General features: G+C 57.9%; 19 protein-coding genes, 1 pseudogene and 1 riboswitch. Of the genes and pseudogenes, 12 read left to right on the top strand and 8 right to left on the bottom strand.

The features are described from left to right. The first annotated feature begins 191 nt into the window (after positions 1-191). Positions 192-677, top strand: a complete 486-nt coding sequence (locus tag HNQ39_RS29150) for a VOC family protein (RefSeq protein ID WP_184204136.1) — start codon at positions 192-194, stop codon at positions 675-677. 97 nt (positions 678-774) lie between these two features. Here the strand turns inward: HNQ39_RS29150 and HNQ39_RS29155 are convergent, their stop codons facing one another. From HNQ39_RS29155 to HNQ39_RS29175, 5 genes are read right to left on the bottom strand one after another with little or no spacing between them, the layout of a single operon-like run. After that, positions 775-1,257 carry a DinB family protein gene (locus tag HNQ39_RS29155; protein WP_184204137.1) on the bottom strand — a complete coding sequence of 161 codons (483 nt, stop codon included), beginning with the start codon at positions 1,255-1,257 and terminating at the stop codon, positions 775-777. A gap of 40 nt (positions 1,258-1,297) precedes the next feature. Continuing rightward, positions 1,298-2,206, bottom strand: coding sequence for a sigma-70 family RNA polymerase sigma factor (locus HNQ39_RS29160; protein ID WP_221290465.1), 909 nt, complete (start codon positions 2,204-2,206; stop codon positions 1,298-1,300). After that, positions 2,203-2,961 carry an SDR family NAD(P)-dependent oxidoreductase gene (locus HNQ39_RS29165; protein WP_184204174.1) on the bottom strand — a complete coding sequence of 253 codons (759 nt, stop codon included), beginning with the start codon at positions 2,959-2,961 and terminating at the stop codon, positions 2,203-2,205. Before HNQ39_RS29165 ends, HNQ39_RS29160 begins: the two co-directional genes overlap by 4 nt. A 4-nt stretch (positions 2,962-2,965) precedes the next feature. Next, complete coding sequence (locus HNQ39_RS29170) at positions 2,966-3,436, bottom strand: SRPBCC family protein (protein ID WP_184204138.1); 471 nt, start codon at positions 3,434-3,436, stop codon at positions 2,966-2,968. 4 nt (positions 3,437-3,440) lie between these two features. After that, on the bottom strand, positions 3,441-4,172 hold the full coding sequence (locus HNQ39_RS29175; RefSeq protein ID WP_184204139.1) for an SDR family oxidoreductase: 732 nt from the start codon (positions 4,170-4,172) through the stop codon (positions 3,441-3,443). Between the two features lie 452 nt (positions 4,173-4,624). Between HNQ39_RS29175 and HNQ39_RS29180 the strand changes: the two genes are divergently transcribed. The 10 genes from HNQ39_RS29180 to HNQ39_RS29225 all read left to right on the top strand — a co-directional run bounded on the left by HNQ39_RS29180 (position 4,625) and on the right by HNQ39_RS29225 (position 15,529). Further along, complete coding sequence (locus HNQ39_RS29180) at positions 4,625-5,029, top strand: PepSY domain-containing protein (RefSeq protein WP_184204140.1); 405 nt, start codon at positions 4,625-4,627, stop codon at positions 5,027-5,029. A 25-nt stretch (positions 5,030-5,054) separates the two neighbouring features. Next, positions 5,055-5,738 (top strand): winged helix-turn-helix domain-containing protein, encoded by a 684-nt coding sequence (locus HNQ39_RS29185; RefSeq protein WP_184204141.1) that lies wholly within the window; start codon positions 5,055-5,057, stop codon positions 5,736-5,738. Continuing rightward, a complete protein-coding gene (locus HNQ39_RS29190; protein ID WP_184204142.1) occupies positions 5,739-6,980 on the top strand; it encodes a histidine kinase dimerization/phospho-acceptor domain-containing protein in 1,242 nt (413 codons plus the stop codon). It begins immediately after the preceding gene. A gap of 100 nt (positions 6,981-7,080) precedes the next feature. After that, entirely contained in the window at positions 7,081-8,100 is a 1,020-nt protein-coding gene (locus HNQ39_RS29195; RefSeq protein WP_184204143.1) for a YncE family protein, read from the top strand. Between the two features lie 89 nt (positions 8,101-8,189). Then, a complete protein-coding gene (locus tag HNQ39_RS29200) occupies positions 8,190-9,476 on the top strand; it encodes a TolC family protein (RefSeq protein ID WP_184204144.1) in 1,287 nt (428 codons plus the stop codon). Positions 9,477-9,481: 5 nt separating this feature from the next. Further along, complete coding sequence (locus tag HNQ39_RS29205) at positions 9,482-11,071, top strand: efflux RND transporter periplasmic adaptor subunit (RefSeq protein ID WP_184204145.1); 1,590 nt, start codon at positions 9,482-9,484, stop codon at positions 11,069-11,071. Further along, positions 11,068-14,208, top strand: coding sequence for an efflux RND transporter permease subunit (locus HNQ39_RS29210; protein WP_184204146.1), 3,141 nt, complete (start codon positions 11,068-11,070; stop codon positions 14,206-14,208). The genes HNQ39_RS29205 and HNQ39_RS29210 overlap by 4 nt, the downstream gene beginning before the upstream one ends. Before the next feature lie 244 nt (positions 14,209-14,452). After that, positions 14,453-14,725 (top strand): IS1/IS1595 family N-terminal zinc-binding domain-containing protein, encoded by a 273-nt coding sequence (locus HNQ39_RS30925; RefSeq protein ID WP_425503625.1) that lies wholly within the window; start codon positions 14,453-14,455, stop codon positions 14,723-14,725. Positions 14,726-14,766: 41 nt separating this feature from the next. Continuing rightward, positions 14,767-15,180 (top strand): IS1 family transposase, encoded by a 414-nt coding sequence (locus HNQ39_RS30930; RefSeq protein ID WP_425503626.1) that lies wholly within the window; start codon positions 14,767-14,769, stop codon positions 15,178-15,180. 25 nt (positions 15,181-15,205) lie between these two features. Next, positions 15,206-15,529, top strand: a complete 324-nt coding sequence (locus HNQ39_RS29225) for a hypothetical protein (protein WP_184204148.1) — start codon at positions 15,206-15,208, stop codon at positions 15,527-15,529. A gap of 42 nt (positions 15,530-15,571) precedes the next feature. On the opposite strand, the gene HNQ39_RS29230 is transcribed toward HNQ39_RS29225, so the two are convergent. From HNQ39_RS29230 to HNQ39_RS29240, 3 genes and pseudogenes are all read right to left on the bottom strand, one after another. Next, the gene (locus tag HNQ39_RS29230) at positions 15,572-16,099 is read right to left on the bottom strand and encodes a hypothetical protein (protein WP_184204149.1); all 528 of its coding nucleotides are present in this window, start codon (positions 16,097-16,099) and stop codon (positions 15,572-15,574) included. A 174-nt stretch (positions 16,100-16,273) separates the two neighbouring features. Next, positions 16,274-16,396 (bottom strand): annotated as a pseudogene (locus HNQ39_RS30935) (QcrA and Rieske domain-containing protein); the annotation flags it as partial. Positions 16,397-16,687: 291 nt separating this feature from the next. Continuing rightward, positions 16,688-16,784, bottom strand: a riboswitch (NiCo riboswitch). A 19-nt stretch (positions 16,785-16,803) separates the two neighbouring features. Then, positions 16,804-17,391 (bottom strand): ferritin family protein, encoded by a 588-nt coding sequence (locus HNQ39_RS29240; protein WP_184204151.1) that lies wholly within the window; start codon positions 17,389-17,391, stop codon positions 16,804-16,806. Between the two features lie 195 nt (positions 17,392-17,586). Between HNQ39_RS29240 and HNQ39_RS29245 the strand changes: the two genes are divergently transcribed. After that, positions 17,587-18,291, top strand: a complete 705-nt coding sequence (locus tag HNQ39_RS29245) for a VIT1/CCC1 transporter family protein (RefSeq protein WP_184204152.1) — start codon at positions 17,587-17,589, stop codon at positions 18,289-18,291. Position 18,292 lies beyond the last annotated feature (1 nt).

The raw sequence follows: 18,292 nt of genomic DNA on the forward strand, positions 1-18,292 counted from the left end.
GTTTTGTGGTGCACCGATTCTATCGTCAATTCTTACCTGGGGGCCAAGATGGGATTCCTTAGCGTATGTTTTGCCCGAAAAACTAAAGTCGCCCCGGTTCGGCAACTTGGCGCGGAGTAAAAGCCAAAGCCCCACTGAGAGTACCTTGTGTGCCACTCACCGAGGCAGCTCATCAAGAAGGAAACAGGAAAATGGCAAAGCCAGCAAAAAACACAATTTGTCTGTGGTATGACGGAGACGCCCAGGACGCGGCACGATTCTACGCAGAGACATTTCCCGACTCCGCCGTCAGTGCGGTGCATCGCGCTCCAGGAGACTATCCCGCGGGCAAGCAAGGCGATGTACTGACGGTCGAGTTCACCGTGATGGGGATTCCTTGCCTCGGGCTCAACGGTGGACCTGTGTTCAAGCACTGCGAAGCCTTCTCCTTCCAAGTCGCCACCGCCGACCAAGAGGAAACAGATCGCTACTGGAATGCGATTGTTGGCAATGGCGGCCAAGAGAGTGCCTGTGGCTGGTGTAAAGATAAATGGGGACTATCCTGGCAGATCACGCCGATCTCCCTATCCGAAGCGGTAACCGATCCCGATCCCGCTGTCGCCAAACGTGCCTTCGATGCGATGATGCAGATGACCAAAATTGATGTTGCGACCATCGAAGCGGCGCGACGCGGCTGACGGTCGCGTAGAAGTAAATTAGAGGAGACGCCCCACCGATCTGTTTCGGCGGGGCGTCTTCGTAGATCTTCCGTTCGGCTGTCGTGCCTCCCCGCCCCTACGAGCGGTGTTGATCCAGATCGCCCCAAAGCGTTTGCAAGAATTCGAGTTGGCCGCGGTGCCCCTCAATATGACCCTGTACGATGTCGAGCCAGGCCTGCGCCGGCATCGGGCCGAAGGGACTCCGCCGGTCGGTGGCGATGTTCTCCGCCGTTAGCGAAGACATGGCCTTTCTCAGTTCCTCAGTGGACTCCGTGAAATCAGCGATCGCGTCCTCTCGAGTCGTGATGCGCTCTTCCGCTACGCGGAGAACGCGGAAGAAATCGTCCGGAGAAGGCACCTCCTCGGGCATTTCGTCTGAGAGGATCTGGGCAAACGCCCGATTCGTCGAAGCGATATGCGCGACTACCTGAAGAAACGACCGCGAGGTTGGGGAAGGTGCCCAGCTAAGCCGATCGTCCGGGACGAAAGACATCAGGTGAATCACGCGTTCGCTGGCGGCCCGAACGTGGCTTTGAGCCGTATTAGCAATTGAGTCCATGGTTTTTTAGTTCCTTTCGAGAACAGATTCAAGGGTGAGATCAGAGGAGTGTGAGCTCCGCGTCGTCGACGATGTAGGAGGCGTACCGGTAATCGCGAATGTAGACGATCTGCCCGTCGCGCCACTCGAGCCACATGAGATGGCTGGGCGTCTCGGAGTGGGGATCTTCATAGACGACAATCGCCTCGCGCCCCTCCAGAAGCGCTGGAACAAGCCGGATGCTCTCGCAGAGGGCATAGATTGAGAAGAACATCCCGACGTCTTTCGGCCCGACGCGAAGCGGGTACGACGACTGCTTGAGCTTCACGTCGCTGGCGAGAAGCGCGCGAAGGCTGTCCCAATCGCGCTGGTGGAACAGTGTGATGTAGTTCGCTACGGCGGCGGAAGGCTCCGCGCTGACCGGCGGCGACGCCATAGCGCCTCGATTTGCTTCGCGCAAGCTCGCCCGCCCTCGCGCCAGATGCCCCTTCACCGCATCCACCGACAGATCGAGCAAGCTCGCGATATCAGCCAGAGACTCCCCCAGCAGGTCTTTCAGAATGACGGCGCTCCGCTGAGGGAGGGGCAGCTCGACGAAGCGAGAGACGGCGGTCTTTAGCACCTCCTGCTGAAGAAGCGTCTCCAGAGGATCGGGGCTGTTTGGATCAGGCGTCTCCAATGCGCTCTCGATAGGCTCCGTCTGGCGGACACCCCGGCTACGGAGAAGGTCGATGGCGCGGTTATGGGCGATGCGAAAGAGCCAGGGACGGAGCGACGGCAGCTCCTTGCTCTCTCGATCCTGAAGCGCTACCAGAGCGCGGACGAGTGTATCTTGCACGACGTCTTCCCCCTCAATCACCGAGCCCATCAAACGAGCGCAGTAGCGGTGCAGCTCGGGCCGAAGCGCGTCGGCCTGCGCCAGAAACTCAGCATGGCGCTCCGAGGACGGCCGAGTACGTTCCTCGCTCACGCGGCGACCTCCTCCAGAACCCGGACGCCCCCCTCCGCCGTGACGCCGAAGGCGAACCCCTCTTCGACAGGCCCGTCCCCGACGACCGAGAGAACGAGCTGCCCAAACCGCAGGGGGGTCAGCGGCGCGCCGAAGCGGGCGACGAACGCCTCGGGGGTGAGGCTCAAAGCGTCCGCGTAGGCGTGGGCTCCAGCATCGCCGACTCCCGTTCCGAGAACGAGTTGCTGGGGAACGATGACCTGAAAGCGAATCCCGAGCGCCTCCTGATCGGAGACGCCCTGGGCGTAGCGAGCCATCAGCCACAGCATCCGCTTCGCCCCGCCGTAGCCGCCGGAGAGAGGTGAGCCATTCACCGCCGCCCCGCTCGACACGACCAGAACGCGACTTCCAGGCGCGAGCGGGGCGCGGAGCGCGGCCTGTAACCAGAAGAGGCTCGCCTTGACGTCGTGCTCCCACGTGGCGGAAAAGTCCTTCCAGGAGATTCTATCCAGGCGTTCCATGGGCGGAGGCGCGCCCGCATTGAGAATCAGAAGCGCGGGGCGAACGTCGTCAAGAATTCGATGCGCGGCTTGCTCATCGGTCACATCGGCGGAGACTACGGCGACGCCGAGCCGGTCGCCGACCGACTGAAGAGACTTCAGATCGCGAGCGACCACGGTGACGTCCGCGCTCTGCGCGACCAGCGCCTCCGTCAGCCCCAGACCGAGCCCGCGGCTTCCACCCGTCAGCACGACTCTTGCGCCCTTGAGGTTCATCATGTCAGATTTGGCTTTCTTCGATTCGGTTTTCTTTGTGGTTGGGCTTGCCGACCCCAGTGACAATGAGGCTCCGAAGGCTGTCGTCCACGAAGAAATCCCAAGCCTTGGAGCAGTCATTAAAGCATTCTATTTCCGGCGCGAGCCCGACGTGGGTAAATGTCAGCTCCGTTCCGTCGCTCGTCGGAGAAATGTCAAATACGATCGTCGTTCCGTCCCACTCGCCGCTGTCTTTCGCAAAGCTAAGGAAGGAGCGTGACACGAGCCAGACGACTTTCTTCCCGGGAAGAAACTGCGTAATCCTCTGCGCGCTTCGATGGATATCGCGATAGGAAAAATCGAACTCAGCGTCGAGACGATCAGTATCTCCATCGATCTCTTCAGACCACCATCCGCGGACGTTGTTGATCGCTGCAAAGACCTCTTGAGGCGATTTTTCAACCAGAATGCTCTTCCTGTAATCTGTGTTAGCCATGATTCTATAGCTCCATCGCCGCAAATTGCTTCTCCGCGCGTTTGGGAGAGGATTCGTACAGGGCCGCGAAGCTTTCCGCGAAGGCATCGGGATAGATATCCTCGACCCCGGCCTCGACGGCGTCGAGAATTGCGGCGGCGACCTCGCGAGCGGAGGCCTTCGGAATCTCCAGCCCTCGCGCCATATCGGTATCGATCGGCCCCGCATAAACGCCGTGAACTGCGGTACCTTGCGCCCCGAAGAGACTGCGGGCCGCCTGCGTGAGGGAGTGGAGCGCCGCCTTCGACGCGCCGTACGTCGGCATGAACGGCACGCTCGCCAGGCCAGCGAGAGAGCCGATATTGACGACGCCTCGCCCGCTTTGGGCTAGGGCGGGAGCGAACGTGTGGATGATTCTGAGCGGGCCGAAGAAGTTCACTTCCATCTCTTTGCGGGCCTCAGCGACGCTCTCCGGGCCGAGGATCGTCGAGGAAAGCGCAAGTCCCGCGTTGTTGAAGACGATCTCGACATCCGCCGCCGCCTGGATGGCGTCCAAGGTATGGCTCTCGTCGGTCACGTCCAGCTTGAGTGGAACCACGCGTTCCTCCTTGAGGAAGCCCAGAGTGTCGAGGTTGCGCGCGGCAGCGTAGACTTTCGCTATCCCCCGATCCAGAAGCTCTTCCGTAAGGGCATACCCGAGCCCACGGTTTGCGCCCGTGACGAGAGCAACCGCTCCCTTGATTTTCAATGCATTCATGTTGATTTGCCCCCAGTGCGTATGATGATTAGTCTCTATAGCCAAGACGGATGAGGAGCCGAAAAAGAGTCAAACAACGGTCAAACTATTTTAACGCGCCGGAAAAGCCCCCTCCGATAGATGGAGCGCGGGGGCTTTGTATGGTCGGGGCGAAGCAAGCGTTAGAGCTACAGCGCATCCTTCTGTGGACTTCATCTAAGAAGACGTGCCGATAATCGACTTGTATCCGTCCCCTGAATTCAACCACGTTCCCGCACCTGGCATCGCTGACGCTTCTCAAGAGATAGCGTACGTAATAAACCTTCGCTTTTCTGGGGATAGTCTAGGTCGCGAGATCGACCATTTTACGTTAGCCATAAAACGATCTCTAATCTTGTTCTCAGCAATCTCAAAGGCTCTTCTTATAAACCGATGTCAAAATGAACTTAGGGTCTAAGGAGCCCAGAGATCAGATGAACAAGAACATTACTTTCGGAATTGCCGCACTGGTTGTTGCCATTGGGATCGGTTCTCTAACCCAGGCACAGGCTGGTGGTCCAAAGCACGTTGGACCATGGGACGCGATTAAGGCGGCAGAGGCAAAAAAGGGCGGTAAGGCGTTCAGCGCAACCTATATCTCCGAGGGGGGCAAGTACATCTATGACGTGATTGTTATCAAGGGTAAGAAGATCACCGAGGTGGAAGTAGATGCCGCGACCGGAAAAGTGGGCGCTACCGAAGAGGCAACACCTGAAGATGAAGGCAAGGAGCTGACCAGCGCCCTGAATGTTGCCCTTGGAAAAGCCAAAGCCGTGCCGGAAAAAGATGAGAAGGGCGAAAAAGACGAGAAGCCTGTCAAGGTAAAACGAGGCAAATAGGCACATAGGCGTCACAATAACGCTGGTGAAAGTTTTAATCGTTGAAGACGACCCTGGCGTCGTGCGGTTCCTGCGTCAAGCGGTTGTTGAAGCGGGCTACACAGCACACGACGAACAAGACGGTCTCCAGGGGTGGGAGCGAATTCGGACAGAAGCATGGGACATTCTTCTGCTCGATGTGATGCTTCCTACCCTGGATGGCCTTGAGATTTGCCGTCGCGCTCGGGCAGCAGGGCTTACCATTCCTATACTGATCCTCACGGCTCGGGATCTCACCCGAGATAAGATCGAGGGGCTAGATGCAGGGGCAGATGACTATGTGGTTAAGCCCTTCCAGGTTGGAGAGCTTCTGGCGAGAATGCGCGCCCTCTTGAGGCGAGGAACTATCCCCCCAAGTGCTCCTGTCGTCCTCCGCGTTGGCGATCTTACTCTGGATTCCTCGACGCGGCAGGCGATTCGAGGAGAGAAGGCAGTGTTGCTCTCCGCGACGGAGTACCGGCTTTTGGAATACCTGATGCGTAATGCGGGGCGCGTGCTGACCCGCTCCCAGATTCTTGAACATGTATGGGAGTATGACTTTGGGGGGACGGGCAATGTCCTAGACGTCTACATCAGCTACTTGCGTAGCAAGATCGATAAGGACTTCGCGACGCCTCTGCTGCATACAATGCGCGGTGTTGGCTATATCTTTCAAGATCGGAGTCTGTAGGTGCTTTCCTCGCTACGCTCGCGCCTGACCTTGTCCTTTGCGCTCGTCTTTATGGGGCTTGGGATTGCACTCTGGCTTGCAGCGACCCTCCTTCTCCGCGCACAGGCGGAGCGCGAGACGGAGACGCTCCTGCAGAATGCAACTGCTCAGCTAAGTCAGGAGTGGAAAGAGCCCAAAGACGCACTGGAGGAGCTTCGTGAAGATGGTCGCTTTTCCCGAGTGGCAGTGACGGTCTTTGGGGCGCAGGGTAAGGTTCTGGGGACGAATCGCCGCAATGTTGTTCCCTGGCCACGCAAACCTGACACAAACGATGGCTGGCGTGTTCGCGTTGCACAGGTAGGGGAGTTCACTCTGGTGCTGGGCGTGGATTGGAGCGAGACGGAGCTACAGCTTCGGCGACAAGCTCAGCTCTTAGCTGCACTCTCACTGGTTCTGTCGGTGTTGGCAAGCATCCTGGCACGACTTGTGATCGGACGCACCCTGCGGCCCATCGGAGCACTCGCTGCCCAGGCGAATGAAGCGGATGAGGGTGACAGAGAGGTCCTCTTGAGCCCTACCTCTCAGGATGCCGAGGTTCGCCAGCTCGTGACCACGCTCAATGCCCTGCTGGTTCGCCAGCGAGAGAGCGCTCGCTCACGCGAAGAGTTTGCAGCCGCTGCATCGCATGAGCTTCGAACTCCCTTGACGGTTCTCCTAGGGACAATCGAGGTGACTCTGTCTCGCCCAAGAGCCACTTCTGAGTACCAAGAGGCACTAGGGCATCTTCAGGTAGAGGTGAAGCGGATGGCTCGCCTGACAGAAAGTCTGCTTTTGCTGAGTCGCCTCGGCGAGAGCGACCTGGAGAAATCATTGGAAACGGTCAACCTGACTGCTGTCTGTGAGGAGGCTCTCATGTCGCTCCTTCCCCTGCGAGAAGAGCGTCGCCTCACCATTGAGTTGGAGCTGTCTCCTCAGGTTGAAATCGAGTCATCCTATACAGCTCTTGCGGTCCTCGTTCGGAACCTGCTGGACAATGCGCATCGGTATGCGCCACCAGGGACGACCATCCAAGTAACGCTTCAACACGCTCCTACCGAGCTGACTATCATCAATGTCGCGGAGCCTATGGGATCAGGAATCTCAACGCAAAGCCGTGGAGCTGGCCTGGGGTTAACTCTCTGTCACCGGATCGCTAAAGCCTATGGCTGGGTTCTGGAAATCCATCGTCAGGATCAGAGTTTCCAGGCCAAAGTCCGTTGGTAGTTAGGCTATGGTTCTCTAATACTAGGCTAAGGATTGGCTCGTAAAATGGGATTAGGCTGTTGGGTATGGAGTTACAGCCGCTCTCAAAAGGAATATCTGTATGAAGACTTTGCTTGCTCTGCTACCGATTGCACTGACGATCAGTGTCCTTGCTTCAACCCACACTTTGGCACAGGAGCCAAAGGCTCCCAGCTACCACCTGCTCACCAAGGTTGCCGTCGGTGGCGAAGGAGCCTGGGACTACCTCACGGTGGATAGCGATGCCCATCGCCTCTATGTCACCCGCAGCACTCATGTGATGGTGATGGATTCGAACACCAACAAGCTCGTTGGGGATATCACCAATACTCCAGGCGTCCATGGGGTGGCCCTGGCTCCAAAGCTCGGACGTGGGTTTATCAGCAATGGTCGCGAGAACACCGTTCTGGTCTTTGATCTGAAGACCCTCAAAGAGATCCAGCGCATTCCCGTGGGCAAGAACCCCGATGCGATTCTCTACGATCCGGCGACGAACCGTGTCTTTACTTTTAATGGCACTAGCAATGATGTCACGGCGCTGGATGCTACTACGGGCAAAGTCCTTGCAACCATCCCTGCGGGCGGAAAGCCAGAGTTCGCCGTAACCGACGAGAAAGGCATGGTCTACTTCAATGTCGAGGACACCAGCGAGCTTCTCGCAATGGATGCCAAGGGGCTGAAGATCAAGAGCCGCTGGAAGATAGCACCGGGTGAAGAGGCCTCAGGTCTCGCGTTCGATAAGGCGCATCGGCATCTCTTTGCGGTCTGTGGCAATGAAAAAATGGCAGTGGTGGATGCCGACTCGGGCAAGGTGCTCGCCACCCCGACGATTGGTAAAGGCCCGGATGCGGCTGCGTTCGATGCAAAGCAGAACCTTGCCTTTAGCTCCAACGGAGCCGACGGCACCTTAACCTTGGTCGAGACAAAGACCTTCAAGGCGATAGGAACCGTTCCTACCCAGACAGGGGCACGCACGTTGACAATCGACCCTAAAACAGGGAAGCTCTACCTCATCTCCGCAAAGTTCAAGCCCGCCGAACCAGGTCAACGCCGCCCTAGCATGGAGCCAGGCTCGGCCGTGATCCTCGTTTACGGTCGTTGATTCGAATCGTGAGAGCAGAAAGAAGGCAAATGCGTAGTAGGTATCTGGTAGCCGTTTCATGGGGATTCTTGTCTCTTGCTGGTGGACTGATGCTGGGAACTCCCTCCCTGGCACAGTCCCTCCCGTCGGCACAGTCCCAACCGCAAGCCTTGACTCTAGAGACGGCAGTCAGTCAAGCGCTTCTGCGTCATCCTGATATCCTTGCGGCCAAACAGCGTGTTGTGCAGGCGGAGTCGCGGCTCACGGGGGCACGCGCTCTGCCTAATCCGGAGCTGGACATTGGGTATAGCAAGAACCTGGATAGTGTTGGTGCTGGAGCCACGGGGCAAGATATTCAGCTCACGCAGCGGCTCAATGTCTTCGGCCAGCGTAGTGCCCTTACCGCCAAAGCACGCAATGAGGCTGACGTTCCCCGATTCGAGCTACGCCTGATCCAGCAAGAGGTTACCTTCCGTGTTCGAACGGCATGGTACAACCTCCAATCTGCCCAGGCGGGGGTGGAGTTTGCGCAACAGGCACTCGGCGTTGCAGAGATATTCTCCCGACTCGCCGACTCCCAGTACAAGGCAGGTGAGGTGCCCATCGCCAATGTCCTGCGTAGCGAGTTTGAGGTAGAGAACGCTCGCCAAGCGCTTCTTATCGCCCAAACCAACGTCAGTGTTCAAGTGGCGACTCTGAACACTCTGCTCCAGCAACCCCTCAGTACCCCTCTTGCCGTGCCGTCCCTCGCGAGCGTCACGTTGAAGACCTACGATAAAGCAGCCCTGCTCAAAAGTGTTGATGAGCAGCCGCAGGTTCAATCCGCACGCGCGACCGTGGTGGCGCAGAAGGCAGGGATCGCGGTCGCAAAGTCCGCGAGCAAGCCAGAGCTTGCTGTTGTCTATGCACATAATCAGCTTCAAAACTGGCTAGGAGGCAACAGCTACCGAGTCGGGGTGATTCTGCCCCTCTTTGACCGGGGACAGTTTCGTGCCTCGGTACAAGAGGCTCAGGCAGCGACGGCGGAGAAAGAGGCGAGCTTGGGGGCAACGCAGCAGCAGGTTCTCCTCGATCTGACAACGGCTATTTACCTCCAGGAGCAAGCGCGCGTTTTGGTTCCTCGCACAGGGGAGGAGCAGCTAAAGCGTGCGCAGCGGCTCTATCAGCTTGCAGAGACAGGCTATAGAGAAGGCGCGACCAGCTATCTTAACGTTCTGGATGCTCTGGGCGTGCTGCGAAGTGCCTATCAGAGCCATCTCAAAGCGCTTACCGACTACAATATTGCCGAGGCGGGCCTAGAGCGTGCGCTTGGGGCCGCTCTGCCAGCGCCTCTCAGCACACAACCCATGCGCTACGAGCCCCCAACACTTTCCCTTGGCAACGAGAAAAAAGGATGAATGCCTTGCGTCGAATTATTCCTATCGTGCTTGCTGTGGCCTTTACCAGCATCCTCTTTTTTGTCTGGAAACGCAGTAAACCCGCCGGGGAGACTGCGGCTGAGCCTGAGGTAAAGGGCACCGCTCAGGTGCAGGTTGCAACGGCCGGTCCCCATCCTCTCAAAGAAACCGTGGAGCTACTGGGCGTTACCGAGCCGGAGCCCAATTCCACGACGCTTATCAGTGCCCAGGTTGTGGGCCGCATTCGTCAGATGCCCGTGAAGGAAGGCGACTTTGTTCGCGCAGGGCAGGTCGTGGCGGAGCTAGATCCCGGTGAAGCCCCTTCGCAGCTTGCACAAGCCAGCCTTGCGGTGGATCAGGAAAAACTGCGCGTTGGCTTCTCCCAGCGTCAGACGGAGGCGAGCCTACTGGCAGCGCGTGCTCTGGTGAAGAAAGCCGAAGGGGAGCTCATCGCACTCCAGTCCGGCAACCAGTCTGAGCTGACTAAGGCTAAGGCGGCGCTTGCGACCGCGCAGCGTGAGCTGGAGCGGGTGAAGGCAGGCTCACGCCCACAAGAGATCGCGGGGGCACGTGCCGCTCTCACCGAAGCCGATGCGCAGAACCAGTCGGCTCAGGCACAGCTCAAGCGCACCAAGCGTCTTCTGGACGAGCAAGTCGTCTCGCAACGGCAGTGGGAAGAGGCACGGGCCGCGGCGCAGGTCGCCGAAGGTGTCTACCAGGAGGCACTTCAGCGGGTCAAGCTCCTTGAAGAAGGTAGCCGAAAGGAAGATATCGCCGTCGCCGAGGCACGCGTCGCTGAGGCGGAGAGTGGCCTTAAGGCAGCGGAGAGCATCAAGCTCACTGAAGCGGGTAAGCGCGAGGAGCTTGCCGCGGCAAAAGCCCAAGTGGCGAGCGCACAAGCAGCCCTAGAGCAAGCCCGAGCGGGCAAGAGTGATGTGGCGCAAAAAGAGGAGCAGAAACGCCAGACCCAAGTGCGTGCTCAGTATCTGAGTGTTACCGCTCCTCTCTCTGGTGTCGTATTGCGTCGCGCTGCCAATGTGGGCGATACGGCTCAGCCAGGAACACTCCTACTGGAGATCGGTCAGCCAGGGCACCTTCGATTTCGGGTCGGCGTGCCCGAGACGCAGCTCGCTAAGCTACGCGCGGGGCAGGAGGCTGAGCTGCGCTTCGACACGCTACGGGAGGTGCCGTTCAAGGCCCGCGTCAGTGCTGTGGGACAAGGGACGGATGGCAGTGGTAACGGGGTTGTTTGGCTCACGCTCCTGGGCAACGCTCCACGTGAGTTACGTGCAGGACTGAGTGGGAAAGCTATAGTCACTCTCGCGGCAAGCACCACCAATATCGCGATTCCTGCCGCCGCACTAGTGGAAGAGGAGCAGGGCGATGCGGTTGTGGTCGTGGATACAAGCAATATCGCCCATCGCAAGAAAGTCAAAGTAGGACTTCGTGCAGACGACTGGGTTGTTATTACCGAGGGCATTGCTGCGGGGGATCGCGTAGTGACGGTAGGAGCACACGAGGTCGAAGAGGGCGGTAAAGTCAGCATCCAGAGCGAGCCTGAGAAGAAGGCGACCGAGGAAGAGAAGAAGCCATGAACCTCTCTCGCCTCCTAGAGCGCTATGCCAAAGCGCTGCTCTTTCTCGTTCTCATCGCCTGCGTTTTGGGAGTGATGGCGATTCGCTCCGTGCCGACTTCGATCTTTCCACAGCTTGATATCCCGCGCATCAAGATTCTGGCCGACTATGGGGATATTCCCCCCGACATGGTCACGGCGCAGGTTACCAAGCCGCTAGAGCAAGCGCTAAGTAGCGTCCCCCAGATCCGGCGTATCCACTCCGTCACCTCGCGTGGCTCGGCGGAGCTGACGGCGGACTTTGCTTGGGGCACTCCGATGATGGAGACGCTCAACCTCGCCAATACTCGCCTCGCGGAGGTGCGTCCGACACTGCCCAGTGGTGTCTCTCTGCGAACCGAGCTGATGCGCCCAACTGTCTTCCCGATCTTAGGTCTTAGCCTGACCTCGAAGCAGACCGATCTGTCGGACCTCTACGACTATGCGCTCTATACCCTTAGGCCTGAGCTCACCAAGATTCCGGGCGTCTCCGAGGTGCGTATCGTGGGGGGCCATGCGCGTGAGTTCTGGGTGAACCTTGACCCGGCACGCCTCCGAGCGCATGGGCTCTCCGTAACCCAAGTCGAGGAGAGCATCAAGGCGAGCAACACGGTCTCGGCGGTCGGACAGTTTGAGGAGCGCTACCATCGCTTTTCCGTCCTCTCCGTCAACCAAGCCACCGATACCGCTGGGATCGAAAGTGTTGTTGTCTCGGTGAAAGACCGCGCCGCCGTGAGTGTCGGCGACCTGGGAACGGTCGTGCGTGGCTACACACCACAAAATATCGCCGTTTCTGCAGCCGGTGAGACCGCCGTGCTGGTCAATGTTCTGCGCCAGCCCGATGGCAACACGATGAAGATCGCGGGGGACGTCCGTGCGACTCTGAGCCGCCTCCAGGCTAGCTATCCGGCGGGAGCGAAGATCCAGTACTTCTACGACCAGGCGGACTTAGTGCAGGAGGCGGTGAGCAGTGTCGGCGAGGCCATTCTCATCGGCGGTGCCCTCGCCGCCTTCGTTTTGATTCTGTTTCTGGGTAACTTTCGCTCGGCGGCAGTCGTCCTGACCGTCATCCCGGCGTCGATTCTGATTACCTTTGGACTCCTGTCTCTGTTTGGGCAGACCATCAATATCATGACGATGGGAGCCCTTGCCGTTGCCTTGGGGTTGGTCGTAGACGATGCGATTGTGGTGGTGGAGAATATCTACCGGCACATGCAGGATGGTTTTGCTGCACATGACGCCGTGGGGCGCGCCCTGAAGGAGATCGGGCCCGCGATGGGAGCATCCTCGCTGTCCACGATTGTGACCTTCGTTCCTCTGACCCTGCTCTCGGGAATCACCGGGCAGTTCTTCGCGCCACTTGCGCTGACCATTGTGCTGACTCTTACCGTCTCGCTCGTGCTGGCCGTTGTGATCGCCCCAATTCTCGCCGCCCGCTGGCTGAAGACAACAGGTAATACCAGCACTACATCAGGTAATACCAGCACTACATCAGGCAATGCCAGCACTACATCAGGCAATGCCAGCACCACACCGGGCGAGCATCATGAAGAGTCCCAGGGACGATTGATGCAGGTGGTGAGCCATGTCTTTGAGCGGGTTCTGACCACGGTACTTCGCAACAAAGTCTCGTTTTTTGTGCTACTGATCCCCGCGCTCTTTGGCGTCTTCATTCTCTTTACACGGCTGGAGACGGGCTTCATGCCGGACATGGACGAGGGCGGCTTTGTCCTTGATTATAAGATGCCACCCGGCACCTCTCTCACCGAAACAGATCGCATCTGCCGCCAGATCGAGGAAAAGCTCGCCGAGACACCGGAGATTCAAGCCTACTCACGTCGCACTGGGGCGGCGCTGGGCTTCCACCTGACCTACCCGCACGATGGTGACTTTCTCGTGCGCCTGAAGCCCCACGGGCAGCGCAACCGGGCGGTGGGCGCGATCATGGACGAGCTGCGCGACAAGATCCATGAGGAAGTCCCTGGGGTAGATATCGAGTTCGCCCAGATCCTCCAAGACTTGATCGGTGACCTTGCAGGCGCTCCCAAGCCTATCGAAGTGCGTATCTTTGGGGATGATATTAAGAAGCTCCAGGCACTCGCCCCGGAGGTGGGCAAGCGCGTGAAATCGGTGGCTGGGGTGGTGGATGAGTTTGATGGTGTTACCCAGAGCGGCCCTGAGATCGAGCTCAAGGTGGACAAGCAGCAAGCTGCCGCGGTGGGGATGACGCCTGAGTCGGTGAGTGCCGCGGTGAACGCTGCGATGTACGGGGACGTGGTGACCACGATTGTCCAGAACGGGGAGCGCCAGATCCCCGTGCGTGTCTGGAGCCAAGGCAAGCGGCAGGAGGGCTTGGCTTCTCTCCAGAACCTTCAGATTGCCACTCCGAGTGGGACGATGGTTCCTTTGGCGACACTGGCGAAGATCGAGCGCACCGAGGGAAGCACAGAGACGGAGCGCCAGGGGCTACGCCCCATGCTCGCCGTCACCGCGCAGCTGAGCGGTCGCGACCTCGGCAGTGCGATCCAAGACATCCAGAGCCAGCTCAAGACCCTCTCGCTCCCGCCCGGCTATATCATTGAATACGGCGGGCAGTACGAGAGCCAGCAGGAGTCATTCCAGCAGCTTCTTGAGATTCTGGGTGTGGTGATCGTGCTCGTCTTTTTGGTGATGCTATTCTACTTCCGCTCTTTTGAAGAGCCGGTTGCGCTCTTTGTTGCTGCTATCGCCTCTCTCTCGGGAGTGGTCCTGGCCCTGAGCATCACCCATACCCCGCTCAATATCGGCTCGATCACCGGAGCGATCATGATCATTGGAATCGTCACGGAGAACGGCATCTTTCTCTTTGACTACACGCGCCAGCTCGCCCAGCGCGAGAAGATGCCCCTCGACGAGCTCTTGGTCTACGCGGGGAAAGTCCGCCTGCGCCCCAAGCTCATGACAATCCTCACGGCCATTCTGACGCTCTTCCCGCTTGCTCTGGGAATTGGTGCGGGGGCCGAGCTTCAGCGTCCTTTAGCCATTGCCGTGATTGGTGGACTCTCGATGTCCACGCTCTTCACGCTCGTTCTGGCACCAGCACTCTACTCTGCGCTCTGGGGGAAACGGTATCAGGGATAGGAGCGCTACGCGGTCAAGAGCTTCCCTGAAAGACGAAAGTAATACGGTATCAACTATGAAACGATCCATTTTACCCCTCGCAGTAGCACTCTTCTCCCTAACGGCGGGGCTTGCGGCTTTCACAGCGACCAGCGCCTCGGCACGGCAGCAAACAACGTCTACTGCCGATGTCCCCTATAAGGATATTCCTCTGACTGCGTTGACTTTGGCATGAATCTTGCACGGCAAGAATACCATGATCACAATGACTCTTACTTGCCCTCATTGCAACAGCAGCGATGCCCTCGTCAAGCATGGAACCAATCGCGGAGGAACAGAAAGATGCCGGTGCCTCGACTGCAAAAAGACCTTCACCCCTAACCCAAATCCCAGAAGAGTCGATCCACAGAAAGTCAAACTCATCGAGGCAGCTCTGGAAGAAAGGGTGCCTATCAACGTCATCTTGCGCATCTTTGGCGTTAGTTGGACGACCGTCAATAACATCGCTAAAAAAAATCTACCGACCTCCCTGAACTGATTCCCCTTGCCAAGGACTCGGTAGAGATCGATGAGCTGTGTATCAGCAAACGCAAGAATCTCTGGCTCTGGACTGCTGTTTCTCGCTATAGCAGCCAGATTCTGGGCTATGTAATCGGGGATCGCAAGTGGCACTGGCTGGGTCAACTCTACGAGCAGCTGCCGGATTCGTACCGTAAACGTCTCGTCTACACAGATGGATACGGAGCCTATCAGGCTTTCTTTTCGGATTGGCAACACCGCATCGGTTACAAATTTGAGGGTCGAACCAGCGTGGTTGAGGGAGTCAATAATTCTCTGCGTCACCGTTGTAGCTTTCTGGTTCGCCGCTCCTCGGGTCCTCGTGATACAGCTGGTATGCGCAAGCGTGTTGCCTTCGCGGTGATCGCTCACAATCAAGCCTGTCATAAACGCTGGCCTGCTAGGGTGAAGAAATCAACGCAGTCAGAGGGATAACCGGAGCTACTTCCCGATCTACGTTGTGGATCCCGCCAATTCACCAATACTCTTCAACTACGGCACGGGTGGCGTGATGACTGCTCAGCACGACCTCACCATGAGCTTTTCCTCGAATCCAACGGCGGTCGCAACTTATGTCAATACACGCCTCTATAAGAAAGACACTCTCTATATCAACCTTTCGACGGGAGACAGCTATACACTTGCCACCAACGGCGGAGCATCTAATGGCTTCCAGTTCGTGGGTTTCGTTTCTGATAGCGGCCCGATAAACAGTGTGAGCATGGCCACCAATATCAAAAACTACTTGGTTGTTGACAACGTGCTCTACGGTACCCGCAAGTAACGCAACACGGAGGAGGGGCTTCCCCTCCTCCACAGCACCGCGCTAATCATCGTCGTGCTCGCCCTTTTTACGATTTTCCTCGCCCGAGTCAAGGGCACTGCTACTGGCTGCTACCCCTCCGCTAGAGCCTGGATCTCGAACTTCCGTATGCCGAATCTGTCCTCCTAGCTTTGCCGTGTAGACAAAAAGCCCACCGGTTAGCAAGGCTAGCCCCCACACGCCCAAGAGAACCAGGGATGCGGCACGAATGCCCCGCTGGAGAAACACAAGGCAAAGAAGTGAGGCCGTCCCAAGAATCTCGACGAGGATCAAGGCAAATTTTGCCGCCGCCTCATGCGCTTCGATTAGTCCCTCTGAGACGCCCGGGAGCCCCTCTATCTTTCCTTCGGCAGGCTCGCCCGTAAGGAAGACGGGGATTGCCACGAGAGCACAGAGCACAAAGACGACGAGACTGGCCTTTTTAAGGTCGTTGCTCTTAAATATAAAGCCTGCGCTCAGAAGCAGGAGCCCGAACCATGTCCCAAGTACGGGCAAGTGGTTGAGAACCAGGTGAAGGTATGCGGGATTCATTGTTGGTCATTACCTCTCTTCGTCATCGTCACGGCGGCGCTTGCCGGACTCGTGTTTTCTGCCATGCTCGTCGTCCTCATCGTCACCCTCCCGGTGCTGCTTCTTTGGCACCGGACCGAGTTTTGCGGTGTCTATCTGCACACTGGCACCCTTGAGCTGTATCGGGTAGGTTGCTAGGGGAGCGCGCGCAGCCCCCTTAGGATCTTTGCCTGTCACGGCAAAGGTTGCTCCATGGAGCGGGCAGATGAACCGTTTTTGCTTAGCTTCCCAGCGCACCTCACCGCCTTCATGGGTGCAACGCGCGGAGAGGCCTTATCCTGCCGCGTAACAAAGATCACTTGGCCGTTCTTGAGAGTGAGTCGGCGCGGCGTTCCCACCGTAAACTGCCCCGTAGTGCCAACCTGCTCCCAGGTGGCCGCTTCTGCCTCCCCAGAACCAAGCCCTGCCATTACGAGCACAAGGCTCCCCTGAATCGCGATCTGTAGGGCATGACGGCGCGTTATGTCACAGCCCTTCGTCTCTACTTCATCGTTCATTTTCAACTCCTTAAACCAACTGAAAAAGCCCTGTGGAAGCCAACATTTACATGCTAGTCCCACAGGGCTTGAAGTCCTGTTGCCTCGGTATCGAGGCCCAGCTGCACTCCCTTAACCGGAGGGAGCCGCTTGATCTGAGGTTCCACCGTTCATCTGAAACGGCGGTTGTTATTTAATTTTGTCGAACTTAGTGCCTTTGCAGGTCACACAGGCTTTGGGAGCGTTGCCCTGCTGCGTTGCCCCACAGGTTTGGCAGACAGAGAAGGACTTGAGCCCAATATCCTTCTTCCCTGAGTTGAGGTTTGTCATTGCCGCAGAGTAGAGGGCTGCGTGCTGGCGCTCGGCAGCCAATGCAAAGCGGAAGGTACGCTGTGCCCCGACTTGCTTCTCCGACGTAGCCACGGTCAACATCGCAGGATACATCTGATCCTTCTCCTCTGTCTCCCCCCGCCAGGCATCTTTCAGGTTCGCCTGGGTCGAGCCAACCTTCCCAGAGAATGCGCCAGATTTAGGATTGGCCTCACCGAGAGTCGCCAAAACGCTGGCATGGTTGCTGGCATGGATCGCTTCCGCTTGAGAAGCAGCCTCAAACAGGCTCGCGACGCCCTTTTTTCCCTCTGCCCGTGCTTTTTGGGCGTACGCTTGATACTTAGAGCAGGCAGTCGTCTCGCCCACATAGGCTTTCTCAAGGTTGCCCTTTGTCTGAGCCAGCGGCTGTGCCTGTGAAAGCGCACCACTCTGGGTCGCCGCGAGCACTCCTATACACAAAGCGAGAGCGGCTGGAATCTGTCGGTTACGGTTTATTGTTTTCATGGCTCAAGCATAACGCCGCCTCTATGAGAAGACGATGAGAGCATAATTTGGGGCATTTCGGTTTGAGATTAGCCTCTCATCGTCCTCTCATAGAGGTCAGGATAGGTTAAGTCTAAACTCCTGGAGAGCTTCTGTCTTATGCCTACTACCCCCCATGTTGAAAAACACTTCACCTCCACCGAGGCCGTCCGTGATGTCGTTATCGGAATGTCCGATGGCCTGACGGTTCCCTTTGCCCTTGCCGCAGGCCTGACGGGAGCCATTGCTGCATCGTCCGTGATTGTTACCGCAGGGCTTGCGGAGGTGGCGGCGGGCTCCATCGCGATGGGACTCGGGGGCTATCTAGCTGCCCGTGGAGATGCGGAGCACTACCACAGTGAGCTGGCACGAGAGCACCAGGAGATTCGCGACGAGCCTGAGAAGGAGATGGCTGAGGTCTCTCACGTCTTGCAGGAGTACGGCATGGCTCCCGATGAGGCTGCTATTCTTGTGGAGCGCATTCGCCACCGCCCTGAGGACTGGGTGCGGTTCATGATGCGCTTTGAGCTGGGTCTTGAGGAGCCCAATCCGCACCGTGTCTATAAGAGTGCCTTCACCATTGGCATTTCCTACTTAGTAGGTGGTATGATCCCGCTCTTGCCCTATTTCTTCGTGGCTCAAGCCCAGGTTGGGCTACTCTGGTCCGCAGGAATCACCGCGATTGCCCTACTCGTCTTTGGTGGCGTCAAAGGAAAAGCCACGGGGACAAACGCAGCTCGGAGTGCCATTCAGACCCTACTTGTTGGTGGAGTTGCTGCGACCATCGCTTTTCTAGTCGCACGCGCTTTCTCCCATGGGGGCTAAG

It is taken from the genome of Armatimonas rosea, from assembly GCF_014202505.1.
Taxonomy (GTDB): Bacteria; Armatimonadota; Armatimonadia; order Armatimonadales; family Armatimonadaceae; genus Armatimonas; species Armatimonas rosea.

Bases quoted from the DNA above. Each gene is read 5' to 3' on its own strand.
- HNQ39_RS29155 (WP_184204137.1), bottom strand. From the start codon at position 1,257: ATGGACTCAATTGCTAATACGGCTCAAAGCCACGTTCGGGCCGCCAGC.
- HNQ39_RS29150 (WP_184204136.1), top strand. From the start codon at position 192: ATGGCAAAGCCAGCAAAAAACACAATTTGTCTGTGGTATGACGGAGAC.
- HNQ39_RS29230 (WP_184204149.1), bottom strand. From the start codon at position 16,099: ATGAATCCCGCATACCTTCACCTGGTTCTCAACCACTTGCCCGTACTT.
- HNQ39_RS29210 (WP_184204146.1), top strand. From the start codon at position 11,068: ATGAACCTCTCTCGCCTCCTAGAGCGCTATGCCAAAGCGCTGCTCTTT.
- HNQ39_RS30925 (WP_425503625.1), top strand. From the start codon at position 14,453: ATGACTCTTACTTGCCCTCATTGCAACAGCAGCGATGCCCTCGTCAAG.
- HNQ39_RS29175 (WP_184204139.1), bottom strand. From the start codon at position 4,172: ATGAATGCATTGAAAATCAAGGGAGCGGTTGCTCTCGTCACGGGCGCA.
- HNQ39_RS29180 (WP_184204140.1), top strand. From the start codon at position 4,625: ATGAACAAGAACATTACTTTCGGAATTGCCGCACTGGTTGTTGCCATT.
- HNQ39_RS29170 (WP_184204138.1), bottom strand. From the start codon at position 3,436: ATGGCTAACACAGATTACAGGAAGAGCATTCTGGTTGAAAAATCGCCT.
- HNQ39_RS29195 (WP_184204143.1), top strand. From the start codon at position 7,081: ATGAAGACTTTGCTTGCTCTGCTACCGATTGCACTGACGATCAGTGTC.
- HNQ39_RS29245 (WP_184204152.1), top strand. From the start codon at position 17,587: ATGCCTACTACCCCCCATGTTGAAAAACACTTCACCTCCACCGAGGCC.
- HNQ39_RS29165 (WP_184204174.1), bottom strand. From the start codon at position 2,961: ATGAACCTCAAGGGCGCAAGAGTCGTGCTGACGGGTGGAAGCCGCGGG.
- HNQ39_RS29200 (WP_184204144.1), top strand. From the start codon at position 8,190: ATGCTGGGAACTCCCTCCCTGGCACAGTCCCTCCCGTCGGCACAGTCC.